Origin of the sequence: Streptomyces sp. NPDC002055, assembly GCF_040296705.1 — a bacterium.
Classification (GTDB): Bacteria; Actinomycetota; Actinomycetes; order Streptomycetales; family Streptomycetaceae; genus Streptomyces.
Genome location: NZ_JBEOXS010000005.1, coordinates 89,087 through 112,592, shown reverse-complemented (window position 1 = coordinate 112,592; position 23,506 = coordinate 89,087). Strand labels below are relative to the sequence as shown.

Genomic DNA, 23,506 nt, shown 5'->3' with positions numbered 1-23,506 from the left:
ACGCTATGACGAGCAGTCAGATTCCCCGAACGCCGCGGAACGGCGCGCCGCACGAGCAGCCGGCCGGCGGTCCGGGAGCAAGCACACCTGCCGGGCCTTTCGCCCCCGCCCACCTGCCGGGGCCGGGCCGCGACGCGCTCCACTACCCCCTGGCCCGGATCGCCGCGGCGGTCGGCGCCGAGCTCGCCACGATGCCCTACACCGTTCGCCTGCTCCTGGAGAACGCCGCCCACCTCGCGGCCACGGGGCGGGCGGCTCCGCAGGCGGTCGAGGCGGTGGCCCAGTGGGCGGGCGGCGCCGGTGCCGACGGCGACATGGCCTTCCAGCCGTCCCGGGTACTGCTCCAGGACTACTCCGGCGTACCCGTCGTCCTCGACCTGGCCGCGCTGCGGGCCTCGGCCGTCCGGCAGGGACTGCCCGCCGACCGGGTGCGGCCGGTGATGCCCGCGCATCTGGTCGTGGACCACACCGTGCGGGTGGACGCCGCAGGCAGCCCGGACGCCCTCCGCATCAACACCGACCGGGAGTTCGCCCGCAACGGTGAGCGCTACGCCCTGCTGCGCTGGGCGGAGCAGGCGTTCCCGGAACTGCGGGTGGTCCCGCCGGGCAAGGGCATCATCCACCAGGTCAACCTGGAACGGCTGGCGCAGGTGGTGGCCCTGGGCGAGGACGCCGACGGCCGGCCGCTGGCGCGTCCCGACACCGTGCTCGGCACCGATTCCCACACCCCGATGGTCGGCGGGCTCGGCGTGCTGGCCTGGGGTGTCGGCGGTATCGAGGCGACGTCCGTCCTGCTCGGCGAGCCGGTGCTGCTCAAGCCGCCGCGCGTAGTGGGGGTGCGGCTGACCGGACGGCTGCGCCCCGGATCCACCGCCACCGACCTGGTGCTGACGCTCACTCACCAGTTGCGTCGGCACGGCGTCCTGGGGGCGTTCCTGGAGTTCCACGGTGAGGGCTTGGCCGGTCTCGGGGTCCCGGACCGGGCCACCCTGGCGAACATGGCCCCCGACTACGGTGCGACGACCTCGCTCTTCCCGGTCGACGCGGAGACGCTGGCGTTCCTGCGTGCCACCGGCCGGTCCGACCGGCACGTGGAGTTCGTCGAACGGTACTGCCGGGCCCAGGGGCTGTTCCACGAACCCGGCAGCGCGGAGACGGTGCGGTATGCCGAGGAGCTGACTCTCGACCTCGGAACCGTCGAACCCTGCATGGCAGGGCCCAGCAGGCCCGACGAGCGGGTGCCGTTGCACGCCGTTCCGTCGAGTCTCGACACGGTACGCCCCGGCCCGGCGGCCGAGGCCGCACCGGCCCCCGCCGCTCCGGCCGACGGCGCGGTCGTCATCGCCGCTCTCACGAGCTGCACCAACACCTCGCACCCGGGTTCGATGATCACCGCCGGTCTGGTGGCCCGGCGCGCGGTGGAGCTGGGACTGACCGTTCCGTCGTGGGTCAAGACCAGCCTCGCACCCGGCAGCAGGACCGTTCCCGCCTATCTGGACCGGGCCGGTGTGCTGCCCGCACTGGAGAAACTCGGCTTCGGCGTCGTGGCCTTCGGGTGCACCACCTGCCACGGCATGAGCGGACCACTCACCACGCGGGCCGCCCGGGCGGTCGCTGAGGACGACCTGCTCGGTGTTGCCGTGCTCAGTGGGAACCGCAACTTCGAGGGCCGGATCCACCCCCAGGTACGGGCTTCCTACCTGGCCTCCCCGGGACTCGTGGTCGCCCACGCCCTGGCGGGCACCGTGATGCGTGACCTGACCGTCGAACCGGTGGCCCTCGCCCCTGACGGCCGTGAGATCCACCTGAGCGATCTGTGGCCGACGCCCGAGGAGGTCTCCGCAGCGGTGCACGACGCGATCGGGGCCGAGCTCTACGAGGCCGCCTACGCGGACCTGTTCGACGGCGACGCCCGCTGGCACGCGCTCGATGCCCCCGAGGGTGAGCTCTACGCCTGGCCCGAGCAGTCGGACTACATCCTGGAGCCGCCTTATGTCGACGCCGCACCCGGCGTCGGCTCGCACGGCGACGAACTCACCGGTGCCCGGGTGCTGGCCCTGCTCGGCGACAGTGTTTCCACCGACCACATCTCTCCTGTGGGCGCCATCCCGCCGGACGGTGAAGCCGGGCGCTACCTCACCGGACTCGGTGTCCTCGAGGAGGCGTTCAACAGCTTCGGGGCACGTCGCGGCAACCACCATGTGATGCTCCGGGGCACCTTCGGCAGCCCGCGGCTGCGCAATGCCATGGCGGACGGCAGGGTGGGTCCGTGGACCCGGCACCAGCCCAGCGGCGCTCTGCTGTCCGTCCACGCCGCGGCCGAGGAGTACCGGGCCGCCGGCGTCCCGCTGGTCGTGGTGGCCGGCCGGGAGTACGGCTGCGGCAGCGCCCGTGACTGGGCGGCCAAGGGCACGGCCCTCCTGGGGGTGCGGGCGGTGCTGGCGGAGAGCTTCGAACGCATCCACCGGAGCAACCTGGTGGGGATGGGCGTGCTTCCGCTGCTCTTCCCCGCCCGGGAGAACGCGGGCAGCCACGGCCTGGACGGTACCGAGGAGATCGATCTGTGCGGTCTGTCCGGGCTCCGTCCCCGCGGGCCGGTCACGGTCCGGCTGCGGTGCCGGGACGGATCCGTGACCGAACTCGTAGCGACCGCTGCTGTGGAGACCGACCGGGAAGTGGAGTATCTGCGCGCCGGGGGAGTGCTGCCCTGCATTGCCGCCGGACTGCGCCGGCCCTGACCGTGCGGCGACAACCGGGGGCGCGTACCCGCCGTACGGACAACCGGAGGGGGAGAGCCCGGGGTGCGGACTGTCGGAGTGCGGCGCCGCCGTCGGGCTCCATGCCGGTCTCCGCTTCGGCACGTGCGGGGCTCGGCCGCCGGGGCCCACGCCGGTGGGGGTCGGACAACCGCAGTGCGGACAGCCGGGTTGCGAGCCGACCGAGGGGTCGGCCGAGGCCCCGGCTGTCCGCACTGTGGCGAGCGGAAGCGGTCTCAGCGGGCGGATTCGTCCGCGGTCTCCGGCGCTGTGGGCTCGAAGGTGACGCTGCTCGCGAACCAGTCGGCCAGGCCCCGCATCCGTGCTTCGGTCTCCCGGACGTCGGCGCCCGATACGACGGCCAGTCCCGCCCGCAGGTGCGAGGCCACGGTGACATCGGGCATCACCGCACCGGCCCGGGTGTCGATCTCGGCGTGGACGACACCCGGACGGGCCAGCACCTCGGCCGCTGTGGGGACCGAGCGGACCAGTCCTTGCGGGGCCGGCAGGTTCATCCCGCCGAACACGACACCTTCGGAGTGGACGGGTTCGGCGACCACCTCTGTGGGCCGGCCGAGGACCAGCCGTGCCCACTCGTCCCGCAGACCGACCCCGAAGGCGCGTTCCACGACGTCGTCGGTCCGGCCGCCGCCGACCCGGGCGGCACACTCGCCGAACACGACCCTGCCCTCCTCGACGAACACCTCGAGATGGAAGACCCCGTCCTCGCATTCAAGAGCCTTCAGTGAGCTCTCGACGACGGCGCGGGTATCGGCATAAAGGTCCGGACACTCCGCGGGCGGCAGTGCGATATGAGCGACCAGACCGCCGTTGTGGACCTCGATGAGATTCTGCAGGTAGCGGGAAATGGACAGTACCTTGATTTCCCCGCCGCGTATCAGGCCGTCCACCTGGAACTCCTGGCCCGGAATGAATTCTTCCACCAGCCAGGGGCCGCTGCCGCTCTGTGCAGCACTTTCCAGCGACGTTTGCAGGGACTCCGGACCGTTGATGAGGAAGGTATTCCGGGCCCCTCCGCCGTCGAGCGGCTTGAGGACGCTCGGGAAATTCACCGCGGCGGGCACCGCGTCGAGGTCGTCCACGACCGCGCAGCGCGCCGTCGGGACGCCGGCGTCCCGGACCCTGGACTTCTGTACCGCCTTGTCCCGCATCGCCAGGGTTCGCCGGGTCGCGGCGCTGCCGGATCCGCCGAGGTCGGAGATGACCGCGGCGGACGTCAGGCAGAACTCCAGTCCGCTGCAGACCGCGGCGAAGTCGCTGGTGAAGAGGTTGTTGCGTGCCAGGGCGGCCAGGACGCCCTCGGTGTTCGTCGGGTCGGGAACCACCAGGACGCGGGGCCGGGCCTCGGAGTTCCGGGCGGTCTCGGCATCGGCCGGGGCCACCACGCAGGTGACCCGGGCCCCGGCCCGTCCCAGCGCGGCGACCGCGCGGGTCATCCAGCCGACGTGGAGAACCTCAGGGGGCTGCGACATCTCATGACTCCCGGATGTGTGGATTCGGAGGAGATTCATCCCAGAGGGGAAGCGCGTTTCCCCGTTAATTCGCGTGCGCGACTATGTGTGAATGCGGGCAGCCGAAGAAGTCGCTGCCTGTAGATGGAAACAAAATCTAGTGTCCGGCCGCTCCGGCTGTCCATGTGATCAAGGTCACCGGGATCCGGTATCCGCTTGCCGGTATTTTTCGACGTGTTGGTCGATAGCGTGGTGACGCATGGTCAGGAGCCGTAAATAAGGCGACCGGCGCGGCCCTCCACGCCGACGGGCCTTGAACGGGGAAATGAATGAACCGAACGAAACCGACGCGGCTGATGCGATCCCTTCTGCCGCGGTCGCGAACGGTGTGGGTGCTCGCCCTGAGCACCCTGGCGCGCAGCATCGGCCACGGCATCGTCGTCACCGTCTCCGTCCTGTACTTCACCTACTCGGTCGACATCCCGGCCGCCCGGGTGGGTCTGGGACTCACCGTGGCGGCCGTGGTGGGCATGGTGGTGAGCATCCCCGCCGGGCACCTCTCGGATCTGCTCGGCGCCCGCACCGCATCCACGGCCTTCGTCCTGATGCAGGGGCTGACCCTGTGGGGTTACACCCTGGTGGGCGGGTTCGCCGGTCTGCTGGTCGCGGCGAGCCTGGTCGCCGTCGCCGAGTCGGCTTCCGGTGCGGCCCGCGGGGCGCTGGTCGCGCTCGCCGTCGAGGCGCCGGAGCGGGTGCGCACCCGGGCCTATCTGCGCTCGGTGACCAACGTCGGATTCTCCCTCGGCACGGTCGTCGGCGGCCTCGCCCTGAACCATGACACCCGCACGGTCTACCTGGCCGAACTCTTCGTCGGTGGAGCCGTGTTCCTGGCCGCGGGCCTGGTCTTCCTCGCTCTGCCCCACCTCCCCCCGGTGCCCCGCGCGGACCCGGGGGCATCCCGCTGGCTGGTCCTCAGGGACCGCCCGTTCGCCGTGGTGGGCCTGCTGAACGCCGTACTGATCATGAACTCCGGCATCCTCAACGTCGCCTTGCCGATCTGGATCGCCGAACGGACCGAGGCCCCCGCATCGGTCTTCGCGGCGCTGCTCCTCGTCAACACCGTCCTGGTGGTGCTCTGCCAGGTTCCGGTCAGCAGGGGGGCGGAGGACATCCCCGGCGGCGCCCGGGCGCTGCGCCGCTCCGGACTGTGGCTCGCCGCCTGCTGCGGCGTGTTCGCACTGGCGGCCGGTCAGTCGGCCTGGGTCGCGGTGGGCGTACTGGCCGTCGGCGTGGTCCTGCACACCATCGGCGAGCTGCTGTACAGCGCCGGATCCTGGGCGCTCTCCTACGAACTGGCTCCCGACCACGCGCAGGGGCAGTACCAGGGCATGTTCGGACTGACCACGCAGCTCGGCACGGCGGTGACCCCGGCGGTGACCACGGTGCTGATCGTGGGGTACGGCTGGGTCGGCTGGGCGGTGCTGGCCGCGGGCCTGGCCGCCGCCGGGCTGGCGGCCCCCGCCGTCTCCCGCTGGGCGGAGCGCTCCCGTCCGTACGCATCCCCGGTGCCCGTCGAGGGCTGAGGCCGACGTGCGGACCGGGCCGGATGGGGGAGCGGTGTCCAGGCGCTGCGAGCACGGCAGGGAGCACGGCACAGTCTCGAGTGGTGACCGGAGAACTCCACCGGAGCGCAAGGGGCCCGGCAGCACCGACCCTCGCGCCCAAGCCCTGCCGGGCCGCCTGCGCACCACACAGTCGCTCCGCTGACAGGCCTCCCGGGCAACCGCCCCGCGGGCCGCTGCCCGTACCGCCCGTCGGCCGGATCCGGTCACCGGCCCGTGCCGCACCGGCCCGTCCACAGCCGGCCCGCACACCGCGCACACCAACGCACCGATCGCACACCGCTCCACCCGTTTCAGGAGGACTCGCGTGACCAAGGAATTCGACCCCGACTTCGGCCTCACGGCCCAGGACTACGGACGCCACCGGGCCGGCTTTCCGCCTGCCCTGATGGAGCGTCTGAGCTCCTCCGGCATCGGCGTGCCCGGGCAGGACGTCCTCGACATCGGCACCGGAACCGGCAGCCTCGCCCGGCTCTTCGCCCGGTCCGGGGCCACCGTGACCGGCATCGACCCGGCCGCCCCACTCCTGGAGCAGGCCCGGGAACTCGACCGGGCCGCCGGAGTGGAGATCGGCTACCACGTGGCCACCGCCGAGCGAACCGGCCTGCCCGACGCCTCGTTCGACGTGGTGGCGGCCGGACAGTGCTGGCACTGGTTCGACGCACCGGCCGCCGCCGCCGAAGTGCGGCGCCTGCTGCGCCCGGGCGGCCGGGTGGTCATCGCCCACTTCGACTGGCTGCCGCTCCCGGGCAATGTCGTCGAGGCCACCGAGGCGCTGATCACCGCCTTCAATCCGGCCTGGACCATGGGCGGCGGCACCGGGCTCTACCCGCGCTGGCTCACCGACCTGGCCACGGCGGGGTTCACCGGCATCGAAACGCTCTCGTTCGACCTCGACGTTCCGTACACCCCCGAGGCCTGGGAAGGCCGCATCCGCGCCAGCGCCGGAGTCGGGGCCAGCCTGACACCGGAGCGTGTCGAGGAGTTCACCGCGCAGCTCGACGCGGTGCTGCGCAAGGACTTCCCCGGCGAGGTGCTCCAGGTCCCGCACCGTACCTGGGCGGTCACCGCCGTCGAGCGCGCTGCCGGGGAGCCTGCGTGACCCCCGCCCCGTCGGTGGCCCCCGGGGGAGCGGGGCCGGCACTCGCCGCTCTGCTCGGCGCCTTCCGCCCCGCGGGGCCGCCCGGCATGGAGGTACGCGAACGCCGCAGCCGGCTGGCCGACTTCGTCAGAGCCGCCGAACCCCGCTTCCACCGCGCGCCGCAGTCCGACCGCGAGCGGCTGCGCCGGCTGCTCGGCTGGGACGATGCCTCCCTGCATCGCTTCGTCGAGGCACCCATGGTGGTGCACAGCTCGACGCACGCGAGTATGAACGCCTTCGCCCCCATGGTGGCGTTCCCCTGGTTCGCCCTGCGGATCATGACCGAGGCCGCGGGACGGGCCGACGCGGGCGGCCACACTCATCTGCGCACCTTGCTCACGCACAACAACCTCAGCGACAACCGGTGGAAGCCGCACGTGTGGTGGCGGCTCGACGACCGCGGCAGGCTGGTGCGCCACCAACTGTTCAGCAAGCAGCCCCGCTTCAAGCACCGGATCCTGCTCCGCCAGCCCGTCCCGGATCTCTCCGGGACGGCCGCCGACGGATTCTGCGAGGCGGACCGGGAAGCGGTCGGCCTCGCCCGGTACACCACGAACTTCGCGTATTTCGCCACGGTCTATCGGCTGGCGCTGGAACGGCGCACAGAATTGCACGTCCCCGGCGGAACCGTGGAAATTCCCGTCGACATGATGAATGCGTTCTCCCTCGGCGGAAAGGCCTTCCCACGGTGGCGGGAGGCGCTCTATGATCAAGGCCTCGTCCTCCGGCGGGCGGGTGGCGACGACGAACTCCACGCACTCGACCGGAATGCGGCCGCCGGATGCGACGCACCGGACCCGCTGCACGTGAGATCCACCCTCTTCTGTCCCAACTACATCAACGTCGGGCACGCATTCCGCATGGGGCTGAGCGTGTCCATGGGAGCGGACCGGATGGCCTCGTACGAGGCCGATATGTCCGGGGTCCTGAGCACCTTCTTCCGGGCGATCGGCGAGGACGTCCCGTTCCCGCAGTTCCTCGGTGTGTCCGGTATCGACCTCGAGCGGCTGCTGCCGCTTCCCGACTCCCTCACGGCCCGGCTCGTGGAGGAGGGCGGCAAGCCGTCCCTCCCTCTGTACGTGGCTGTCCACGGTGACCGGCTGCGGCCGGCGCTCGACGCGGCGCTGAGCGAGCCCACGGGCTCCCTCGCTTCCGTCGTCACCCGCCGGGTACCGGTCCCGGCCTGATTCCCGCCAGGGCCCGGGCGGCCCTCCGCCCGGCCCCCGGCCGCACTCCGCAATTCCGCTGTGGAACCGCCGCGCCCGCGCGCGTACCGTCCCCGCATGAATGACGAACACCGTTCCGAAGGTGTTCTCCGCCCAGCTCGCAGCAGCTCGCGAAGCCTTTATCAGGCGACAGGAGAAAGCATGGCCGAGTACAAGGAATTCGGTATCATCATCCGCCGCGCCGAACTTGAATTCACGGAGGAGGACGGGGTTCTGGTCAGCCGCCCCGTGGGCCCTCACGTGGCAGCGGAGCACGTCTCCGTGGACATCGTCCGCATTCCCCCCGGCCGCAGCTGGAATCACACCCGGTACACCGAGGAGGAGACCACCGCGATCGTCTTCACCGGATCCGGAACGGCGCGGATCGGCGACCGCACCGAGACGGTGAACAAGGGGGCCACCGCCTATGCCCCCACCGGGCTGCCGATCGGCTACACCGCCGACGGCGACGCGGAACTCACGGTCTACTTCTGGCGTGCCCCGCTGCCCGAGGGCGCGAAGCGCGGCAGCGACCCCACGCTGTTCAACACCGTCCACGACTCCTCCGCGGGCATCCGGCAGTTCGCCGGAACCGGTGAGATCGCTCCGGTCGACAACGAACTGCGGGCTTTCATGAACTTCCCGCACTGGCCCGGCAACGGCTGCGCCCATCTGTGCATCAACACCGGCATGGCCGCCCCCGGCAACACGTTCAACATCCACGGCCACCCCGGGGCGGAGGACGCCCTCTTCGCGCTCGAGGGCCGCGGCCAGTTCTTCCTCGGTGACCAGTGGATCGACGTCGGGCCCGGCGACGGTGTCTACGCCCGCACCGGCGCGCTGCACGGTACTCGCAACCCCGACCGAGCGGACGCCGCACCGCTGTTCATCTCGGTCGGCGGACCGGCACCGTTCGACGCCGCTCTGTACCGCGCGGCCGGGCTCTCCCCCGAGGTCGTCTGACCCGGGCCCACGCCCAGGCGTGTCACCGGCCGCCCGCCGGCGCGGGCGGCCGTCCTCACCACGACCAACGACCGAAAGGGGCCGGACATGCCCGTAGTCACCGTCGACTGGTGGAGCGGTCAGGACCATGACCGTCGCCGCCGGCTCGTCCAGGAGGTCTCCGAGACCGTCTCCCGCATCGCCGACTGCCCGCTGCAGGCCGTCACCGTGATCGTCCGCGATGTCGAGCCGACCCACTGGGGAAGCGGCGGCACTCTCGCGGCGGACCACTGACACCGGCCGCCACACCGTCGTCACATCTCGAGAAAGGTCATTCCATGGGTCTGCCGGCCAAGGACGGCACGGTCGTCCGGGCACAGGATCTCGTCTACCGCCCCGTCGGGGGCTGCTCCGTGGCCACCGCGGTCGGGCCCGGCCTGGGGGCCGGTATCGTGCGCCTCGACGTCGTCGACGTGCCTGTCGGGGGCCACTGGGAGCCCGCCGACGCCCTCGAGGAGGAGAACGTCGTCGTCGTCTTCGCCGGCGGCGGGCACGCCACGTCCGGCACCGAGCGGGCGCCGGTCCGGCGCGCCGACACCGTCTACGCACCCACCGGCGACGGCTTCAGCCTCGCCGCCGACGGCACCGAAGGGCTCACCGCATACATCTGGCGCACCCGGCTGCTGCCCGGCCGCACCCCGGGTTCCAGCCCCCGGCGGTTCAGCAACCTGTGGGCGGAGGAGACTCAGCTGCGAGGCTTCTCCGGCACCGGCCAGACGTCCGCCTCCGACCGCACCGCCACCATGAACTTCCTGTTCTGGCCCGGCACCGGCACCCCGCAGCTGTGCCTGCACTGCGGGGTCATGCAGCCCGGCGAGTACTTCAATGTGCACGTCCATCCCGAGAGCGAGGAGGCCTTCATCGCCTTCGAGGGCCACGGACAGCTCTACCTCAAGGACCGCTGGATCGACGCGGCACCCGGCGACGTGCTCTTCGCCCCGCCGGGAGTGCCCCACGGCACCCGCCATCCGGAACAGGACCCGGCGGCCGGCCGGTTCGTCACCTGCGGCGGCCCCACCCCCTTCGACCCGGTTCTCTATCAACGGGCCGGTGTCCCGGCCGAGGTGAGGTGACGTCACGGTGTGCCGCATCTTCGGATACTTCGACGCCCGCACCACCCCCCACGAACTCCGGGCCGCCTCCGCCCTGCAGCGCCACGGCGGTCCCGACGCCCAGACATTCGCCACCGGGCCCGGCTGGGGCCTGGGCAGCAACCGGCTCGCCGTCACCGACCCCGGCGGCGGCGTTCAGCCCTACCGGCTCGGCGACGGGATCACCGTCGTCTTCAACGGGGAGATCTACAACCACGCCGAGCTGCGCCGGCGGCTCGCGGCCCGCGGCCACCAGTTCGAGGACGACTGCGACGGGTCGGTTCTCCCGGCTCTCTACGCCGAGTACGGCCCGGACTTCACCGATCACCTCGACGGCATGTACGCGGTCGCCGTGCTCGACCGGCGCCGCGACCCCACGCTGCTGCTGGCCACCGACGATCTCGGCATGAAACCGCTCTACTACCACTGGGACGCCCAGCGGCGGGAGCTCCACTTCTCCTCGGAACTGCCCGCCCTGCTCGCCTTCCGTGCGGTTCCCGTCGAGGTGTGGGAGCCGGGGCTGGACGCGTATCTCTCGACGAAGACCCCGTTCGGCGAGGAGACCATGTTCCGCGGCATCCGGGTGCTGCCCCCGGCGGCCACCGCGCACCTCGACCGTTCCCGGGGCCTGCGGATCGTCCGCCGGGACACCGCTGTAGTCCCGGCCGCACCCGAATCTCCGGCCGGCCCGGGCGCGCGGGTGCGGTCACTGCTCACGGCCGAAGTGGACCGGCTGGTCCGCGCCGACGTTCCGGTCGCCCTCGTCACCAGCGGCGGCCTCGACTCCGGTCTGGTTTCCGCCCTGGCCGCCCGCCGGGTCCCGGGGCTGCACAGTTTCAACATCGCCTACACCGGGACCTGGCCCGCCGACGAACGTGCCTTCGCCCGGGAGACGGCGGAGTGGAACGGCACCCGGCACCATCAGATCGAGATCGACCCGGCCCGCTTCCCCGAACTGCTGCCGGACGTGGTGGGGCACCTGGGCCAGCCCAACGCCGATCCCATCACGCTGAGCACCCGCGCCCTCTTCAGCGCGGTGCGCGAGGCGGGCTTCACCGTGGCGCTCACCGGCGACGGCGCGGACGAGGTGTTCGGCGGCTACGACAGGATGGTCACGGCGCTGCGCACCCCGCCCGGCCAGGACTGGGTGACCCGGTACGTCGACGCGCTGGCCGCGGTCCCGCGACGGCTCCGCAACGAGCTCTACTCCGCGGAGTACCGGCACTTCGTCGCCGCCCGCGGATCCGCCGCCGACCGCATCGCCGAGGAGCTCGGCGCGTCCGTCGGCCCCCGGGTCCGGACGCTGACCGAGTTCGAGTCCGGAGTCCGGATGCCCGCCTACCACCTGCGGCGGGTCGACCACCTGTCCATGGCCGCCTCCGTGGAGGTCCGGCTGCCGTTCTGCCAGCCGTCGGTGCAGCGCCACGCCCGCGCGCTGCCGGAGGAGGCCAAGGTGGCTGCACGGGGCGGCGGGAAGCGGGCGTTGTACGCCGCCGCTGAGGGGCTGCTGCCGCCGTCCGTGCTCCAGCGCCCCAAACAGCCGTTCACGCTGCCCGTCACGGCGATGCTCGCCCCGGGGCAACCGCTGCTGGAATACGTCCGGGAGCTGCTGGCACCGGGCCGGCTCGCCCGCAGCGGCCGACTGGACCCGCACCGTGTCGAACAGCTCTTCCAGGAACAGCTCACCCGGCCGAACGACCGTGCTGCACTCGCCCTGTGGGCGCTGGCCGTCCACGTGCTGTGGCTGGACCGGTTCTTCCCCGCGACGGCCACGGCGGACGCCTCCGCGACCGACCCGTCGGTGCTCACCGCGCAGGCGGCCGCCCCGGCACCCCCGGCCATCCGGCCCCCGGCGGCAGCCGCTCTCTCAGCTCTCCCGGGGGCCGCCCGGTGATGGGCCAGCTCGCCCAGGCGGTCGGGGCACCCTGCCCGACCCTGGTGCTCGAGGCCGCCGGGCTGCCTGCCACCGATGCCGCACTGCGTCCGCTGCTCACCGAGGTCCGCGGCCGACTCGCGGCAGCCGGTGCCGGGCATGTCCTGAAGATCGCTCTCCTCGCCCCCTCCCCGCACCCGCTGTTCGACTTGGACTACCGCTTCGTCCAGTGCCTGCCGGGCGGACCGGACGAGTTCGACTTCCTCGGCAGCTGCGGCCACTCCATCCTGGCCTCCGTGCTGGTCGCCGCCCGGCGCGGACTGCTGCCCGGGCTCGCACCGGGGGACCGGATACGGCTGCGCGTGCTCAACAACGGTGACCACGTGGTCTGCGAGGTCGACGCGTCGGCCCGCCGGGACGCCGCCTTCACGCTGCACTTCCTCCAACAGCCCGACACCCCGCTCCGCCGACTGCTGCTTACCGGCCTTCCCGTCGACCGGCTCCCCGTGGACACCGGCGTTCAGGACGCGTCGCTGGTCTCCCTGGGCAACCCCTATGTCTTCGTCGACGCGCGGGACCTGGGACTTCGGACCCGGGAGGAACTGTTCCACGCCGGTGACGAGATCTTCGAACGGATGGGCAGAATCCGCACGGCCGCGACCGACCTGCTGCGCTGGCCGAGCGGAAGCGTGTTCCCGAAGATCGCCGCGGTCGGGGTCTACGAGCCCGGCCTGCTCAGCGCCCGGGCGATCTCGGTGCCCCGATGGCACCCCACCCTGGCGTTGACCGGCATCACCTGTCTGGCCGCCGCGGCCTGTCTGGAGGGCACTCTCCCGGAGCTGCTGCAGCGGGAGGCCGCGGGCGGCGCCGGGCCCCCCGGGCCTGCCGCACAGCAAGGCACCGCGGGCCGCTCCGTCCGGATCGACACGCCCGGCGGCGCCGCCCGGGCAGCCGTCCACCTCGCCGACACGCCCGGCGGGCCCGTTCTGCAATGGGTCAGCGTGGGCCGCAAGCACGTCCGCCTGGAGTCGGACCCGCTGGACCTGACCTTCCGTGACATCTCCGTGGCCGAGGAGGCCGAACCGTGTCTTCCGCTGACGGTCTGAACGACCTGGCGACTGTTCCCACCCGCGAGGCGCTGTACGAGGACCACCGCCACCTTCTCGACCTGCTCCGGTCGGGCGCCGCCGAGGCGGACGACGCCGGGCGGCTGCCGCAAGCCGTGCTCACGGCGATGCGCTCGTCCGGCATCCTTGCCGCTGCCGTGCCCCCGGAGTACGGCGGGCCGGGAGGCGGAGCGCTGCTCACCAACCGGCTGATCGAACACGTGGCGGAGGCCGATCCGTCGGCCGCCATCATCCTCTACCAGCACTACGCGGTCAGCGCCCGGATCGGCGAGCGGGGGACTGCGGAACAGCGGGCCCACTATCTGCCCCGGCTCGCCTCCGGGGAATGGATCGCCGCCTCTGCGTGGAGCGAGAGCGGAGCCGGGGCCGACAAGCGCAACATCGCCACCACGGCCCGCCGGGTGGACGGCGGATGGATCCTGGACGGCGCCAAGACCTTCACCACCGGTGCCGGACTGGCGTCCTTCTACTTGGTGCTGGCGCAGTCCTCGGAGCCGGACGGCCGGGAGCTGGCCTACGGCACCGGCGGCCAGACCTTCTACCTCGTCGCCGCCGACAGCCCCGGCCTGGTCGCCGACGCCGGCATGGACCTGGTGGGCATGCGGGCCTCCGCCACGGGCTTCGTGGAACTCCACTCCTGCTTCGTCCCCGATGCGGCCGTGCTCGGCCCGGTCGGCGAAGCTGCCTCGATCATCGCCGAAGTCCGCGACTGCGGCGCCACCCTGGGCGCCGTCGCCGTCGGGATCGCCGAAGCCGCCCACCGGCTGGCCGAGGCGCACGCCCGCGCCCGCGGCCTGGACGGACAGCAGGCGGTCCGTTTCCGGCTGGCCGACCTGGCCGGCCGGGTGGAGAGCGCGCGGGCGATCGTCGAACGGGCGGGCCGCCGGGAGAGCGATGCCCCCGGCCTCACCACTCTGCGCAGCAAGCTGGTCGCTTCCACACTCGCCGAGGAGACCTGCCTGGAAGCCCAACGGCTGCTCGGCAGCACCGGTTTCCTGCGCAGCCACCCGGTCAACCGGCTCGCCCGCGACGTCCGCGCGGTGGGCTTGATGGGCCCCACCAACGACCTGTGCCGCCAACTCCTGAGCGAGAAGTGAGGACCGGACCATGGACGAGTACCCCACACCCGTGCGATACGACCTCGTGATCAGCGGAGGCCGGGTGGTCACCCCCGACGGCGTACTGGAGCGCACGGTGGCGGTGCACGACGGGCGGATCCACGCCCTGCTGCCGGCCGGCGCAGCACCCCCCGCACTCCGCACTCTCGACGCCGCCGGCCGGCACGTCCTCCCCGGTGTCCTGGATTCCCATGTCCACTTCCGGACACCGGGACTCACGCACAAGGAGGACTGGGCGCACGGAAGCCGGGCCGCGGCGGCGGGCGGCGTGACCACCGTCATCGACATGCCGAACACCCGCCCCGCACTGCACGATCCGGACGACGCGCCCGCCAAGGCCGCACTCATCGAGGGCACCTCGCTGGTCGACTACCGGTTCCACTTCGGCGTCGGCACCGGCACCGTGGACGCCCTGCAACGCCTGACCCCGCGCGTGGCGACATCGGTCAAGGTCTTCATGACGGGCCATCACACCGCTCCCGACGTCATCCGGGACCCGGTGCTGCTCGACCGGATCTTCGCCGTGGCGGCCGAGCGGGGCCTGCGGGTGGTGCTGCACGCCGAGGACGACGCGGTCTTCTCCCTGCTCGACGCGGACCGGCCGGAACCGAGCAGGTACGAGGCGTACGAGCCCGCGCGCCCCCGCACCGGCGGCATCGTCGCCGTTGCCCGGGTGATCGAGCTGGTGCGCCGGCACGGTACCGCGGCGCATGTCCTGCATGTGTCCAGCGCCGAGGAATGCGAGCTGCTGCTCGCCGCCCGGCGGACCGGGCTCCCGGTCACCTTCGAGACCACCCCGCACCACCTGACCTTCACCCGGGCCGACACGCGCAGGCTGGGGGCGCGGATCAGGCTCAGCCCGGCCATCCGCGAACCACGGGATCAGGACCGGCTGTGGGACGCACTGATCCACGAGGGGCTGGCCACCATCGGAAGCGACCACGCCCCGCACACCATCGAGGAGAAGACCCGGCCGCCCGCCGACGCCCCGCCCGGGCTGCCCGGGGTGCAGGAGTTGCTGACCGCGGTCGTGACCGGGATGCGCCGCCGCTGGCCGGACCGTCCGGTGGACGACCTGCTCGCGCTGGCCGCCCGGCTCTGCTCGACCCGCCCGGCGGACCTGTTCGGGCTCGGCCACGGCAAGGGCCGGATCGCGGTGGGCTACGACGCGGACCTCGTTGTGTTCGACGCCGACGCCACCTGGTTCCTGACCGCCGACGCGGTGCGTTCCAAGTGCGGCTGGTCGGCGTACGAGGGGTCGACGTTCACCGGCCGTCCCGACATCACGGTGCGGCGCGGCGAGGTCATCTGGGACCGGGCCACCGGCACCTTCGGCCGCCCCGACGGCCAGTGGCTGGACGCCCGCGCCCCGGCCGACGGGCTGCCCCCGGCCCCTCCCGGCCCGGCCCGGCAGTACATACCCGCCTGACACCGGCAGGGCGCGGAGCGGGGCTGCTCCGCCCGCTCCGCGCCCGTCGCTCACCTCGGCAGCGGCACAGTCACCCGGAGACGCCGGAACCGGACCTGCCGGGGCGACGGACCGCGGCGCGGAGGAACCTGCTCCGGAAGGCCGGGAAGCCGAACGGATGCGCCCGCTCACCCTGAGTGGTGCAGCGAGTGGTACAGCGGGACGAACCGGTCATAGTTCCGGGCCTCCGGCATCCACTCGCGAGAACTGGATCACATCAGGGCAGCATTTTGAGCCACCTGGGCAGTACTGTCACCGACAAGCTTGGGTTTTGCACGGGGCAGGTAGAAGGGATCGGGCAATGTTCCGCAAGGTGCTGGTCGCCAACCGTGGAGAGATCGCCATCCGCGCTTTCCGGGCCGGCTATGAGCTCGGGGCGAGGACCGTCGCCGTGTTCCCGCACGAGGACCGTAACTCGCTGCACCGGCTCAAGGCCGACGAGGCGTACGAGATCGGCGAGCCGGGACACCCGGTGCGTGCCTACCTCTCCGTCGAGGAGGTCGTCCGGGCCGCGCGCCACGCCGGTGCCGACGCGATCTACCCCGGATACGGATTCCTGTCCGAGAACCCCGACCTCGCACGGGCGTGCGAGGAGGCGGGCATCACCTTCGTCGGCCCGAGCGCCGACATCCTGGAGCTCACCGGCAACAAGGCCCGTGCCGTCGCCGCGGCCCGCGCCGCCGGTGTGCCGGTGCTCGGCTCCTCCGAGCCGTCGACCGATGTGGACGAGCTCGTGGGGGCAGCCGACGAGCTCGGCTTCCCGGTGTTCGTCAAGGCCGTCGCCGGCGGTGGCGGCCGCGGAATGCGCCGCGTCGAGGAGCCCGGCGCGCTGCGCGAGGCCGTCGAGGCGGCGTCCCGCGAGGCCGAGTCCGCGTTCGGCGACCCGACGGTCTTCCTGGAGAAGGCCGTCGTCGAGCCGCGCCACATCGAGGTGCAGATCCTCGCCGACGGCGAGGGCAACGTCGTCCACCTCTTCGAGCGCGACTGTTCGCTGCAGCGCCGCCACCAGAAGGTCATCGAGCTGGCGCCCGCCCCCGACCTCGACCCGGAGCTGCGCGCCCGGATCTGCGACGACGCGGTGAAGTTCGCCCGGCAGATCGGCTACCGCAACGCCGGCACCGTGGAGTTCCTGCTCGACCGCGACGGCCGGCACGTCTTCATCGAGATGAACCCCCGCATCCAGGTCGAGCACACGGTGACCGAGGAGATCACCGATGTGGACCTCGTGCAGTCGCAGCTGCGCATCGCCGCCGGCCAGACCCTCGGCGACCTCGGCCTCTCCCAGGACACCATCCGGCTCCACGGCGCGGCGCTCCAGTGCCGCATCACCACCGAGGACCCGGCCAACGGCTTCCGCCCCGACACCGGCATGATCAGCGCCTACCGCTCGCCGGGCGGCTCCGGCATCCGCCTGGACGGCGGCACGGCTCACGCCGGTACGGAGATCAGCGCCCACTTCGACTCGATGCTGGTCAAGCTGACCTGCCGGGGCCGCGACTTCGACACGGCCATCGGCCGCGCCGCCCGCGCCGTGGCCGAATTCCGCATCCGCGGTGTGTCCACGAACATTCCCTTCCTGCAGGCCGTGCTGGACGACCCGGACTTCCGGGCCGGCCGGATCACCACGTCCTTCATCGAGCAGCGCCCGCACCTGCTGACCGCACGGCACTCCGCCGACCGCGGCACCCGGCTGCTCACCTACCTCGCCGACGTCACGGTCAACAAGCCGCACGGCGAGCGGCCCCGGCTGGTCGACGCCCGCAGCAAGCTGCCGGCGCTGCCCGCGGGCGAGCCGCCGGCCGGCTCGCGGCAGAAGCTCGCGGAGCTCGGCCCGGACGGATTCGCCCGTTGGCTGCGCGAGTCGCCCACCATCGGCGTCACCGACACCACCTTCCGGGACGCCCACCAGTCGCTGCTCGCCACCCGCGTCCGCACCAAGGACCTGCTCGCCGTGGCCCCGGTCGTCGCCCGGACCACGCCGGAGCTGCTGTCCCTGGAGTGCTGGGGCGGCGCCACCTACGACGTCGCCCTGCGGTTCCTCGCCGAGGACCCCTGGGAGCGGCTGGCCGCCCTGCGCGAGGCCGTCCCCAACATCTGCCTGCAGATGCTGCTGCGCGGCCGCAACACCGTGGGCTACACGCCGTACCCCACCGAGGTGACGAACGCCTTCGTCCAGGAGGCCACCTCCACCGGGATCGACATCTTCCGGATCTTCGACGCCCTCAACGACGTCGGACAGATGCGCCCCGCGATCGACGCCGTCCGGGAGACCGGCTCGGCCATCGCCGAGGTCGCCCTCTGCTACACCTCCGACCTGTCCGACCCGTCGGAGACGCTCTACACGCTCGACTACTACCTCAAGCTGGCCGAGAAGATCGTCGACGCGGGCGCCCATGTGCTCGCGATCAAGGACATGGCCGGACTGCTGCGTGCCCCGGCCGCGGCCACCCTGGTCTCCGCCCTGCGCCGGGAGTTCGACCTCCCGGTGCACATCCACACCCACGACACCGCGGGCGGTCAGCTCGCCACCTACCTCGCGGCCATCCAGGCCGGCGCGGACGCGGTGGACGGAGCCGTCGCCTCCATGGCCGGCACCACCTCCCAGCCGTCGCTGTCGGCCATCGTGGCCGCCACCGACCACTCCGAGCGGCCCACCGGGCTGGACCTCCAGGCGATCGGCGCCCTCGAGCCGTACTGGGAGGCCGTCCGCAAGATCTACGCCCCCTTCGAGGCCGGTCTCGCCTCCCCGACCGGGCGGGTGTACCACCACGAGATCCCCGGCGGCCAGCTCTCCAACCTGCGCACCCAGGCCATCGCGCTCGGCCTCGGCGACCGCTTCGAGGAGATCGAGGCCATGTACACCGCCGCGGACCGCATCCTCGGCCACCTGGTGAAGGTCACCCCCTCCTCGAAGGTCGTCGGTGACCTCGCGCTGCACCTGGTCGGTGCCGGGGTCTCGCCGGAGGACTTCGAGGCCGAGCCCAACCGGTTCGACATCCCGGACTCGGTCATCGGCTTCCTCCACGGCGAACTGGGCACCCCGCCCGGCGGCTGGCCCGAGCCGTTCCGCAGCAAGGCCCTGGAAGGCCGCAGCGCCGCCAAGCCGACGCCGGAGGAGCTCTCCGCGGAGGACCGCGAGCAGCTGGACACGGACCGCCGCAGGACCCTCAACCGGCTGCTGTTCCCCGGCCCCACCAAGGAGTTCGAGGCACACCGCGACGCCTTCGGCGACACCAGCGTCCTGGACAGCAAGGACTTCTTCTACGGTCTGCGCCCGCAGCAGGAGTACACGGTCGACCTCGACCCCGGTGTGCGGCTGCTGATCGAGCTGGAGGCCATCGGCGACGCCGACGAGCGCGGCATGCGCACCGTGATGTCGAGCCTGAACGGCCAGATGCGGCCGATCCAGGTGCGGGACACCTCGGCGGCGTCCGACATCCCGGCGACGGAGAAGGCCGACAAGTCCAACCCGGGCCACGTCGCCGCGCCGTTCGCCGGTGTGGTGACGCTGACGGTCTCCGAGGGCGACCGGGTGGAGGCCGGCGCCACCGTGGCGACCATCGAGGCGATGAAGATGGAAGCCACCATCGCGGCGCCGAAGGCCGGCACGGTCTCCCGCCTCGCCATCAACACGATTCAGCAGGTGGAGGGCGGAGACCTGCTCGTCGACCTCGGCTGAGCCGACGGTCCTGACGGGCCGGCCCCGGGCCGGAACCGACGGACCGGGAGTGGGGTGCGGGTGTGGGCGGAGTGCCGCCGGCCCGCACCCCACTGCTGTCTGTCTGTCTGTCTGCCTGCCGCCGCGGCCGGCCTCCCGCCGGTCGGGCGTGTGCGCACCTCCGGTCGGTCGCGTGCGCGGCTGGGAGGCGGTCGCCCCGCACCGCACGGCCCCCGTGCCCGTCGTCAGCCCTCGGGGTCCCAACGGTCCAGTGAGAGAGCGTTCTTGGCGTGCTCCATGGACGCCTCGGAGGCGGGACGGCCGGAATTCTCCGTGGCCAGCGCCTGGTTGAGGGAGACGAACTCACGCATCCGCCGCTCGTAACGGGAGTACCCGGCACGGTGCTCGCCGTGCGCGTCGGCGAGGCAGTCGGCCAGTACATAGGCACCCACCAGCGCCAGGCTGGTGCCCTGCCCCGACAGCGGGGACGGGCAGTAGCCGGCGTCACCGAGCAGCGCCACCCTGCCCCGCGACCAGTGGTCCATCCGGATCTGGGCCATGGCGTCGCAGTAGAAGTCGGGCGCGTCGCGGGCGGCTTCGGCGAGACGGACGCCCTCCCATGCCAAGGACGCGAGCCTGTCGGCAATGAGGCCCCGGAGGGTGCCGTTGTCGCGGAGTTCCGGGGCCAGGGGAGCCGACTCGAAGCCGAAGGCGATCCTGAGCTCGGTGTTGTCGCGCACGGGCATGATGCCGAAGCCGGCGTCGCCGTCCCGCAGCCACAGCTGCCAGTCCTCCAGGCCGAGGAAGTTGTCCGCGCCGAACACCGAGAGGTAGCTGCCCAGGTGACGGGCGAAGCGCTCCTCGGGGCCGAAGGCCAGCCGCCGGACGGTCGAGTGCAGCCCGTCGGCCCCGACCACGAGATCGAACCGGCGGCACGCCGCGTGGGCGAACTCGACGTGCACGCCGAGTCCGTCCTCGTCGAGCGCGGTGACGCTGTCGCCGAAGAGGTACTCGACATCGGCGCGCGTGTGCTCGTGCACCATCCGCACCAGGTCCTCGCGCAGCACCTCGATGTCGTCGCTGTCGAGCCGGCCGCTGCTGAACGTGGCCTCGGTGGAGCGATCGATCTCCTGTCCGTCGGGGCCGAGGACCGACATGCCGCGCATCCGTGTGCGGACGCGGCGCGCCCGGTCCAGCAGGCCCATCCGGTCGAGCACGTCGAGCGCGACGCCGCGGACGTCCACCGCCTGACCGCCGGGTCGGGGAGCCGGGGCGCGTTCGACGGCGGTGACCCGGAAACCACGGCGGTGGAGCCAGTGGGCGAGCACGGGCCCGGCGATGCCGCCGCCGGAGATGAGAACGGTCTGCACGGTGAATCCTCCAATACGCTGTACGCGCACTGAACGTACGGCGTACGTGCACCCGCTTCAACTGGCTCAATGAGCCTTCTGTCCTAGGGCAGTTGGGCTCCGTCCGGCATCCTCGCTGCTAACCTCTGCGCTAGTACAGGACAGGAAGGCGGCGCGACGTGACGGAGCACACAGGACCATCCGGCCGGCCGCCCTACCGGCGCATCGTCGACGACATCCGGCGACGCATCCTCGACGGTGACCTGGCCCCCGGGGACCGGGTCCCCTCGACCCGACGGATCGCCGCGGACTGGGGCGTCGCGCTCGCCACCGCCACCAAGGCGCTGACCACCCTGCGCCTGGAGGGCCTGGTCGAGGCCCGCCCCCGGGCCGGCACGGTCGTCGCCGGAACCGCGCCCATCGCCCCGCCCCGCAGGCACGCCTCACCCGCCCCGGCCCCCGAACCGGAGCTCACCCCCGAACCGGAGCTCGCCCTCGACCGGATCGTCCGCGCGGCCATCGACATCGCCGATGCCGAAGGGCTGTCGGCACTCTCCATGCGCGGGGTCGCCACCCGGCTCGGCGTCGCCGTCATGTCGCTCTACCGGTACGTCCCCAGCAAGGACGATCTCGTCCTGCACATGGCCGACGCGGCGTTCGGCGAGGAGAGCTACCCCGACGATCCGCCCGAGGGCTGGCGCGCCCGCGTCGAACTGGGCGCCCGGACCTTCTGGACCCTCTACCGCCGGCACCCGTGGCTGGCCCAGCTCGGTTCCCTCACCCGCCCGTTGCCCCTGCCCCGTCTGATGGCCCATGGCGAATGGATGCTGAGCGCTCTCGACGGCCACGGCCTGGACCCCACCGTGCTGTTCGACATCCACGTACTGATCTACAGCCATGTGCAGGGCCTCGCGGTCCATCTGGAGCGGGAGGCGCACGCCGAGGCCGCCACGGGCCAGTCGGAGGACCAGTGGATGGACAGCCGCGCCCCCGACTTCGAGGGCCTGATGGCATCCGGCCGCTTCCCGGCCTTCACCAAGGTGGTCGGGTCCTTCGGCGAGGGGTACGACTTGCGTCTCGACGCCCTCTTCGCCTTCGGCCTCGGGGCACTCCTCGACGGCCTGACGCCCATCATCGAAGGCGGCCGGGGCCGCACGCGGCCGGCCACGGGGAATCCCGGAGTCCGGGTCGCGGGCTCGACGCCTTGAGCGATGTCCTGCTACCGGCGATGCTCGCCGCGCGGCCCGTCATGGTCCTGGGGTGCTGAGTGCTGTCGGCCTCGCGGGTGTGCAGGGGCTCTCGCCGGCGCCCTTTGATGCACGCCACCGGACCACGCGACGTCATCGGGTCCTCATAGCGCAAGCACCCCTCAGAACGGACGGGCGTACGGCCGCTCCCGCACCCGGTCGTACACCTCGCGCAGCCAGGGCTGACGCACCGCGGGCAGCCGGGCCAGGGTGTGCAGGAAGGCTTCCCCGTCGGGCCGGAACCGTTCCCAGGGATGCAGGGGCAGCGGATCGTCCCGGAGTACGCCGTCGGGCAGTCCACCCGTCACGGGAACGGGCAACCGTGCGCGGGGGAACGTCAGATGCAGCCACACATCGGCCGCCAGCGGCACGGCGGTGGTGGGGCCCGGCGGCTGCCACACCTGCCCGGTCTGCGGATGGCGCGGCACCAGGGCGATGTCGGAGGCCGGGCCGGGCGCCGGCAGGCCGGGCCCGGCCAGGACCACGCGCCGCGCGGGCCGCCCCGGCGGGAGCAGCATGTCGAGTGCGGGGCCGAACGTCTCCGCCGGCAGCCCGGCGGGGACTGCCACCGGTGTGCCGGCCGAAGCGGCCACCAGGTGGGCCAGGGACGTCCCGACCGCCGCCGCCCACCCCGGACTCCACGCCCCGGACGGTTCGACCGGCGGCGTGTCCTCCCATTCCTCAGCCAGCGCCTCCCAGGTGACCGTCGGGCGATCCGGGCCGGCGGGGAGGCGGCGCACGGCGCCCGGGTCGAGCCACACCGCCTGCCAGTACGAGCAGTCGTCGACGCGGGTCGCCACGGCCCGACCGCAGTGCACGCAGGCCAGGTTCGGCCCGTCCCGCCCGTCGAGCCCCAGGCAGTAGCCGTCGCACCGTTCGGGGATCAGGTCGACGGTGCCATCAGGAGTCGGGGAGAATGGTGTGATGAGGTCATATTCCCGTTCCGTCGTGCTGGTCTGTGCCGGAGTCCTCGCCCTGCTGTCCGGCTGCACCGCCGACGGCGCGACCCGCTCCGAGAAGCCCGTCGCCACTCCCGGCCCCACGGCCACCACCACAGCCGCCTCGGCGGACGCGGCCCGGCTCGCCCAGCGCTACCGGCGCGCCGGCGGACTCCGGCAGGTCTACGGAATCGAGCGGCGCGACGGCCCCGGCGGCGCACCGCTGCTGATCGTGCGGACACGCGATGCGGACGAAAGTGCCGCGACCTTCGACGAACTGAAGGGCTCGATCACGAGGTTCCTCGCCCGTGAGCAGGGCCTCCCCTTGCGGAAGGGGTACTTGATGGACGTCCTCGGCCCGGACGGCTCGCTCCAGCACCGCTTCGACGCCCGGCCCTGAGTTCCGATCCGAACGGCAGGCCGGAGGCCGAACGTCGGG

17 protein-coding genes are annotated in these 23,506 nt (G+C 72.4%); 14 read left to right on the top strand and 3 right to left on the bottom strand.

What is annotated here, in order from left to right; translation table 11 throughout:
- Nucleotides 1-5: 5 nt before the first annotated feature.
- The gene (gene acnA, locus ABT112_RS04175; protein ID WP_351505328.1) at nucleotides 6-2,738 is read left to right on the top strand and encodes an aconitate hydratase AcnA; all 2,733 of its coding nucleotides are present in this window, start codon (nucleotides 6-8) and stop codon (nucleotides 2,736-2,738) included.
- Nucleotides 2,739-2,992: 254 nt separating this feature from the next.
- Here the strand turns inward: acnA and ABT112_RS04170 are convergent, their stop codons facing one another.
- A complete protein-coding gene (locus ABT112_RS04170) occupies nucleotides 2,993-4,249 on the bottom strand; it encodes an ATP-grasp domain-containing protein (protein ID WP_351505326.1) in 1,257 nt (418 codons plus the stop codon).
- 335 nt (nucleotides 4,250-4,584) lie between these two features.
- On the opposite strand from ABT112_RS04170, the gene ABT112_RS04165 reads away from it, so the two are divergent.
- From ABT112_RS04165 to ABT112_RS04115, 11 genes are all read left to right on the top strand, one after another.
- A complete protein-coding gene (locus ABT112_RS04165) occupies nucleotides 4,585-5,811 on the top strand; it encodes an MFS transporter (RefSeq protein WP_351505324.1) in 1,227 nt (408 codons plus the stop codon).
- Nucleotides 5,812-6,157: 346 nt separating this feature from the next.
- Nucleotides 6,158-6,952 (top strand): class I SAM-dependent methyltransferase, encoded by a 795-nt coding sequence (locus ABT112_RS04160; RefSeq protein WP_351505322.1) that lies wholly within the window; start codon nucleotides 6,158-6,160, stop codon nucleotides 6,950-6,952.
- Nucleotides 6,949-8,178, top strand: a complete 1,230-nt coding sequence (locus tag ABT112_RS04155; protein ID WP_351505320.1) for a hypothetical protein — start codon at nucleotides 6,949-6,951, stop codon at nucleotides 8,176-8,178. The genes ABT112_RS04160 and ABT112_RS04155 overlap by 4 nt, the downstream gene beginning before the upstream one ends.
- 180 nt (nucleotides 8,179-8,358) lie before the next feature.
- Nucleotides 8,359-9,159: a cupin domain-containing protein gene (locus ABT112_RS04150; protein WP_351505318.1), complete on the top strand. Its 801-nt coding sequence runs from the start codon at nucleotides 8,359-8,361 to the stop codon at nucleotides 9,157-9,159.
- A gap of 87 nt (nucleotides 9,160-9,246) precedes the next feature.
- The gene (locus ABT112_RS04145; RefSeq protein ID WP_351505316.1) at nucleotides 9,247-9,432 is read left to right on the top strand and encodes a tautomerase family protein; all 186 of its coding nucleotides are present in this window, start codon (nucleotides 9,247-9,249) and stop codon (nucleotides 9,430-9,432) included.
- A gap of 44 nt (nucleotides 9,433-9,476) precedes the next feature.
- On the top strand, nucleotides 9,477-10,271 hold the full coding sequence (locus ABT112_RS04140; RefSeq protein ID WP_351505314.1) for a cupin domain-containing protein: 795 nt from the start codon (nucleotides 9,477-9,479) through the stop codon (nucleotides 10,269-10,271).
- Between the two features lie 7 nt (nucleotides 10,272-10,278).
- Nucleotides 10,279-12,183, top strand: coding sequence for an asparagine synthase (glutamine-hydrolyzing) (gene asnB / locus ABT112_RS04135; RefSeq protein ID WP_351505312.1), 1,905 nt, complete (start codon nucleotides 10,279-10,281; stop codon nucleotides 12,181-12,183).
- Entirely contained in the window at nucleotides 12,183-13,268 is a 1,086-nt protein-coding gene (locus ABT112_RS04130; RefSeq protein ID WP_351505310.1) for a PrpF domain-containing protein, read from the top strand. The genes asnB and ABT112_RS04130 overlap by 1 nt, the downstream gene beginning before the upstream one ends.
- Nucleotides 13,247-14,386, top strand: coding sequence for an acyl-CoA dehydrogenase family protein (locus ABT112_RS04125; protein ID WP_351505308.1), 1,140 nt, complete (start codon nucleotides 13,247-13,249; stop codon nucleotides 14,384-14,386). Before ABT112_RS04130 ends, ABT112_RS04125 begins: the two co-directional genes overlap by 22 nt.
- Before the next feature lie 10 nt (nucleotides 14,387-14,396).
- Entirely contained in the window at nucleotides 14,397-15,836 is a 1,440-nt protein-coding gene (locus ABT112_RS04120; protein ID WP_351505306.1) for a dihydroorotase, read from the top strand.
- A gap of 340 nt (nucleotides 15,837-16,176) precedes the next feature.
- Nucleotides 16,177-19,554: a pyruvate carboxylase gene (locus tag ABT112_RS04115; protein WP_351505304.1), complete on the top strand. Its 3,378-nt coding sequence runs from the start codon at nucleotides 16,177-16,179 to the stop codon at nucleotides 19,552-19,554.
- Between the two features lie 224 nt (nucleotides 19,555-19,778).
- On the opposite strand, the gene ABT112_RS04110 is transcribed toward ABT112_RS04115, so the two are convergent.
- Nucleotides 19,779-20,903, bottom strand: a complete 1,125-nt coding sequence (locus tag ABT112_RS04110) for an FAD-dependent monooxygenase (protein ID WP_351505302.1) — start codon at nucleotides 20,901-20,903, stop codon at nucleotides 19,779-19,781.
- Between the two features lie 158 nt (nucleotides 20,904-21,061).
- Here ABT112_RS04110 and ABT112_RS04105 point away from each other — a divergent pair, with 158 nt between their 5' ends.
- Nucleotides 21,062-22,090 (top strand): TetR/AcrR family transcriptional regulator C-terminal domain-containing protein, encoded by a 1,029-nt coding sequence (locus ABT112_RS04105; protein ID WP_351505300.1) that lies wholly within the window; start codon nucleotides 21,062-21,064, stop codon nucleotides 22,088-22,090.
- A gap of 161 nt (nucleotides 22,091-22,251) precedes the next feature.
- On the opposite strand, the gene ABT112_RS04100 is transcribed toward ABT112_RS04105, so the two are convergent.
- Complete coding sequence (locus ABT112_RS04100) at nucleotides 22,252-22,929, bottom strand: hypothetical protein (RefSeq protein ID WP_351505298.1); 678 nt, start codon at nucleotides 22,927-22,929, stop codon at nucleotides 22,252-22,254.
- A gap of 124 nt (nucleotides 22,930-23,053) precedes the next feature.
- On the opposite strand from ABT112_RS04100, the gene ABT112_RS04095 reads away from it, so the two are divergent.
- Complete coding sequence (locus tag ABT112_RS04095) at nucleotides 23,054-23,467, top strand: hypothetical protein (protein WP_351505296.1); 414 nt, start codon at nucleotides 23,054-23,056, stop codon at nucleotides 23,465-23,467.
- Nucleotides 23,468-23,506: the final 39 nt, after the last annotated feature.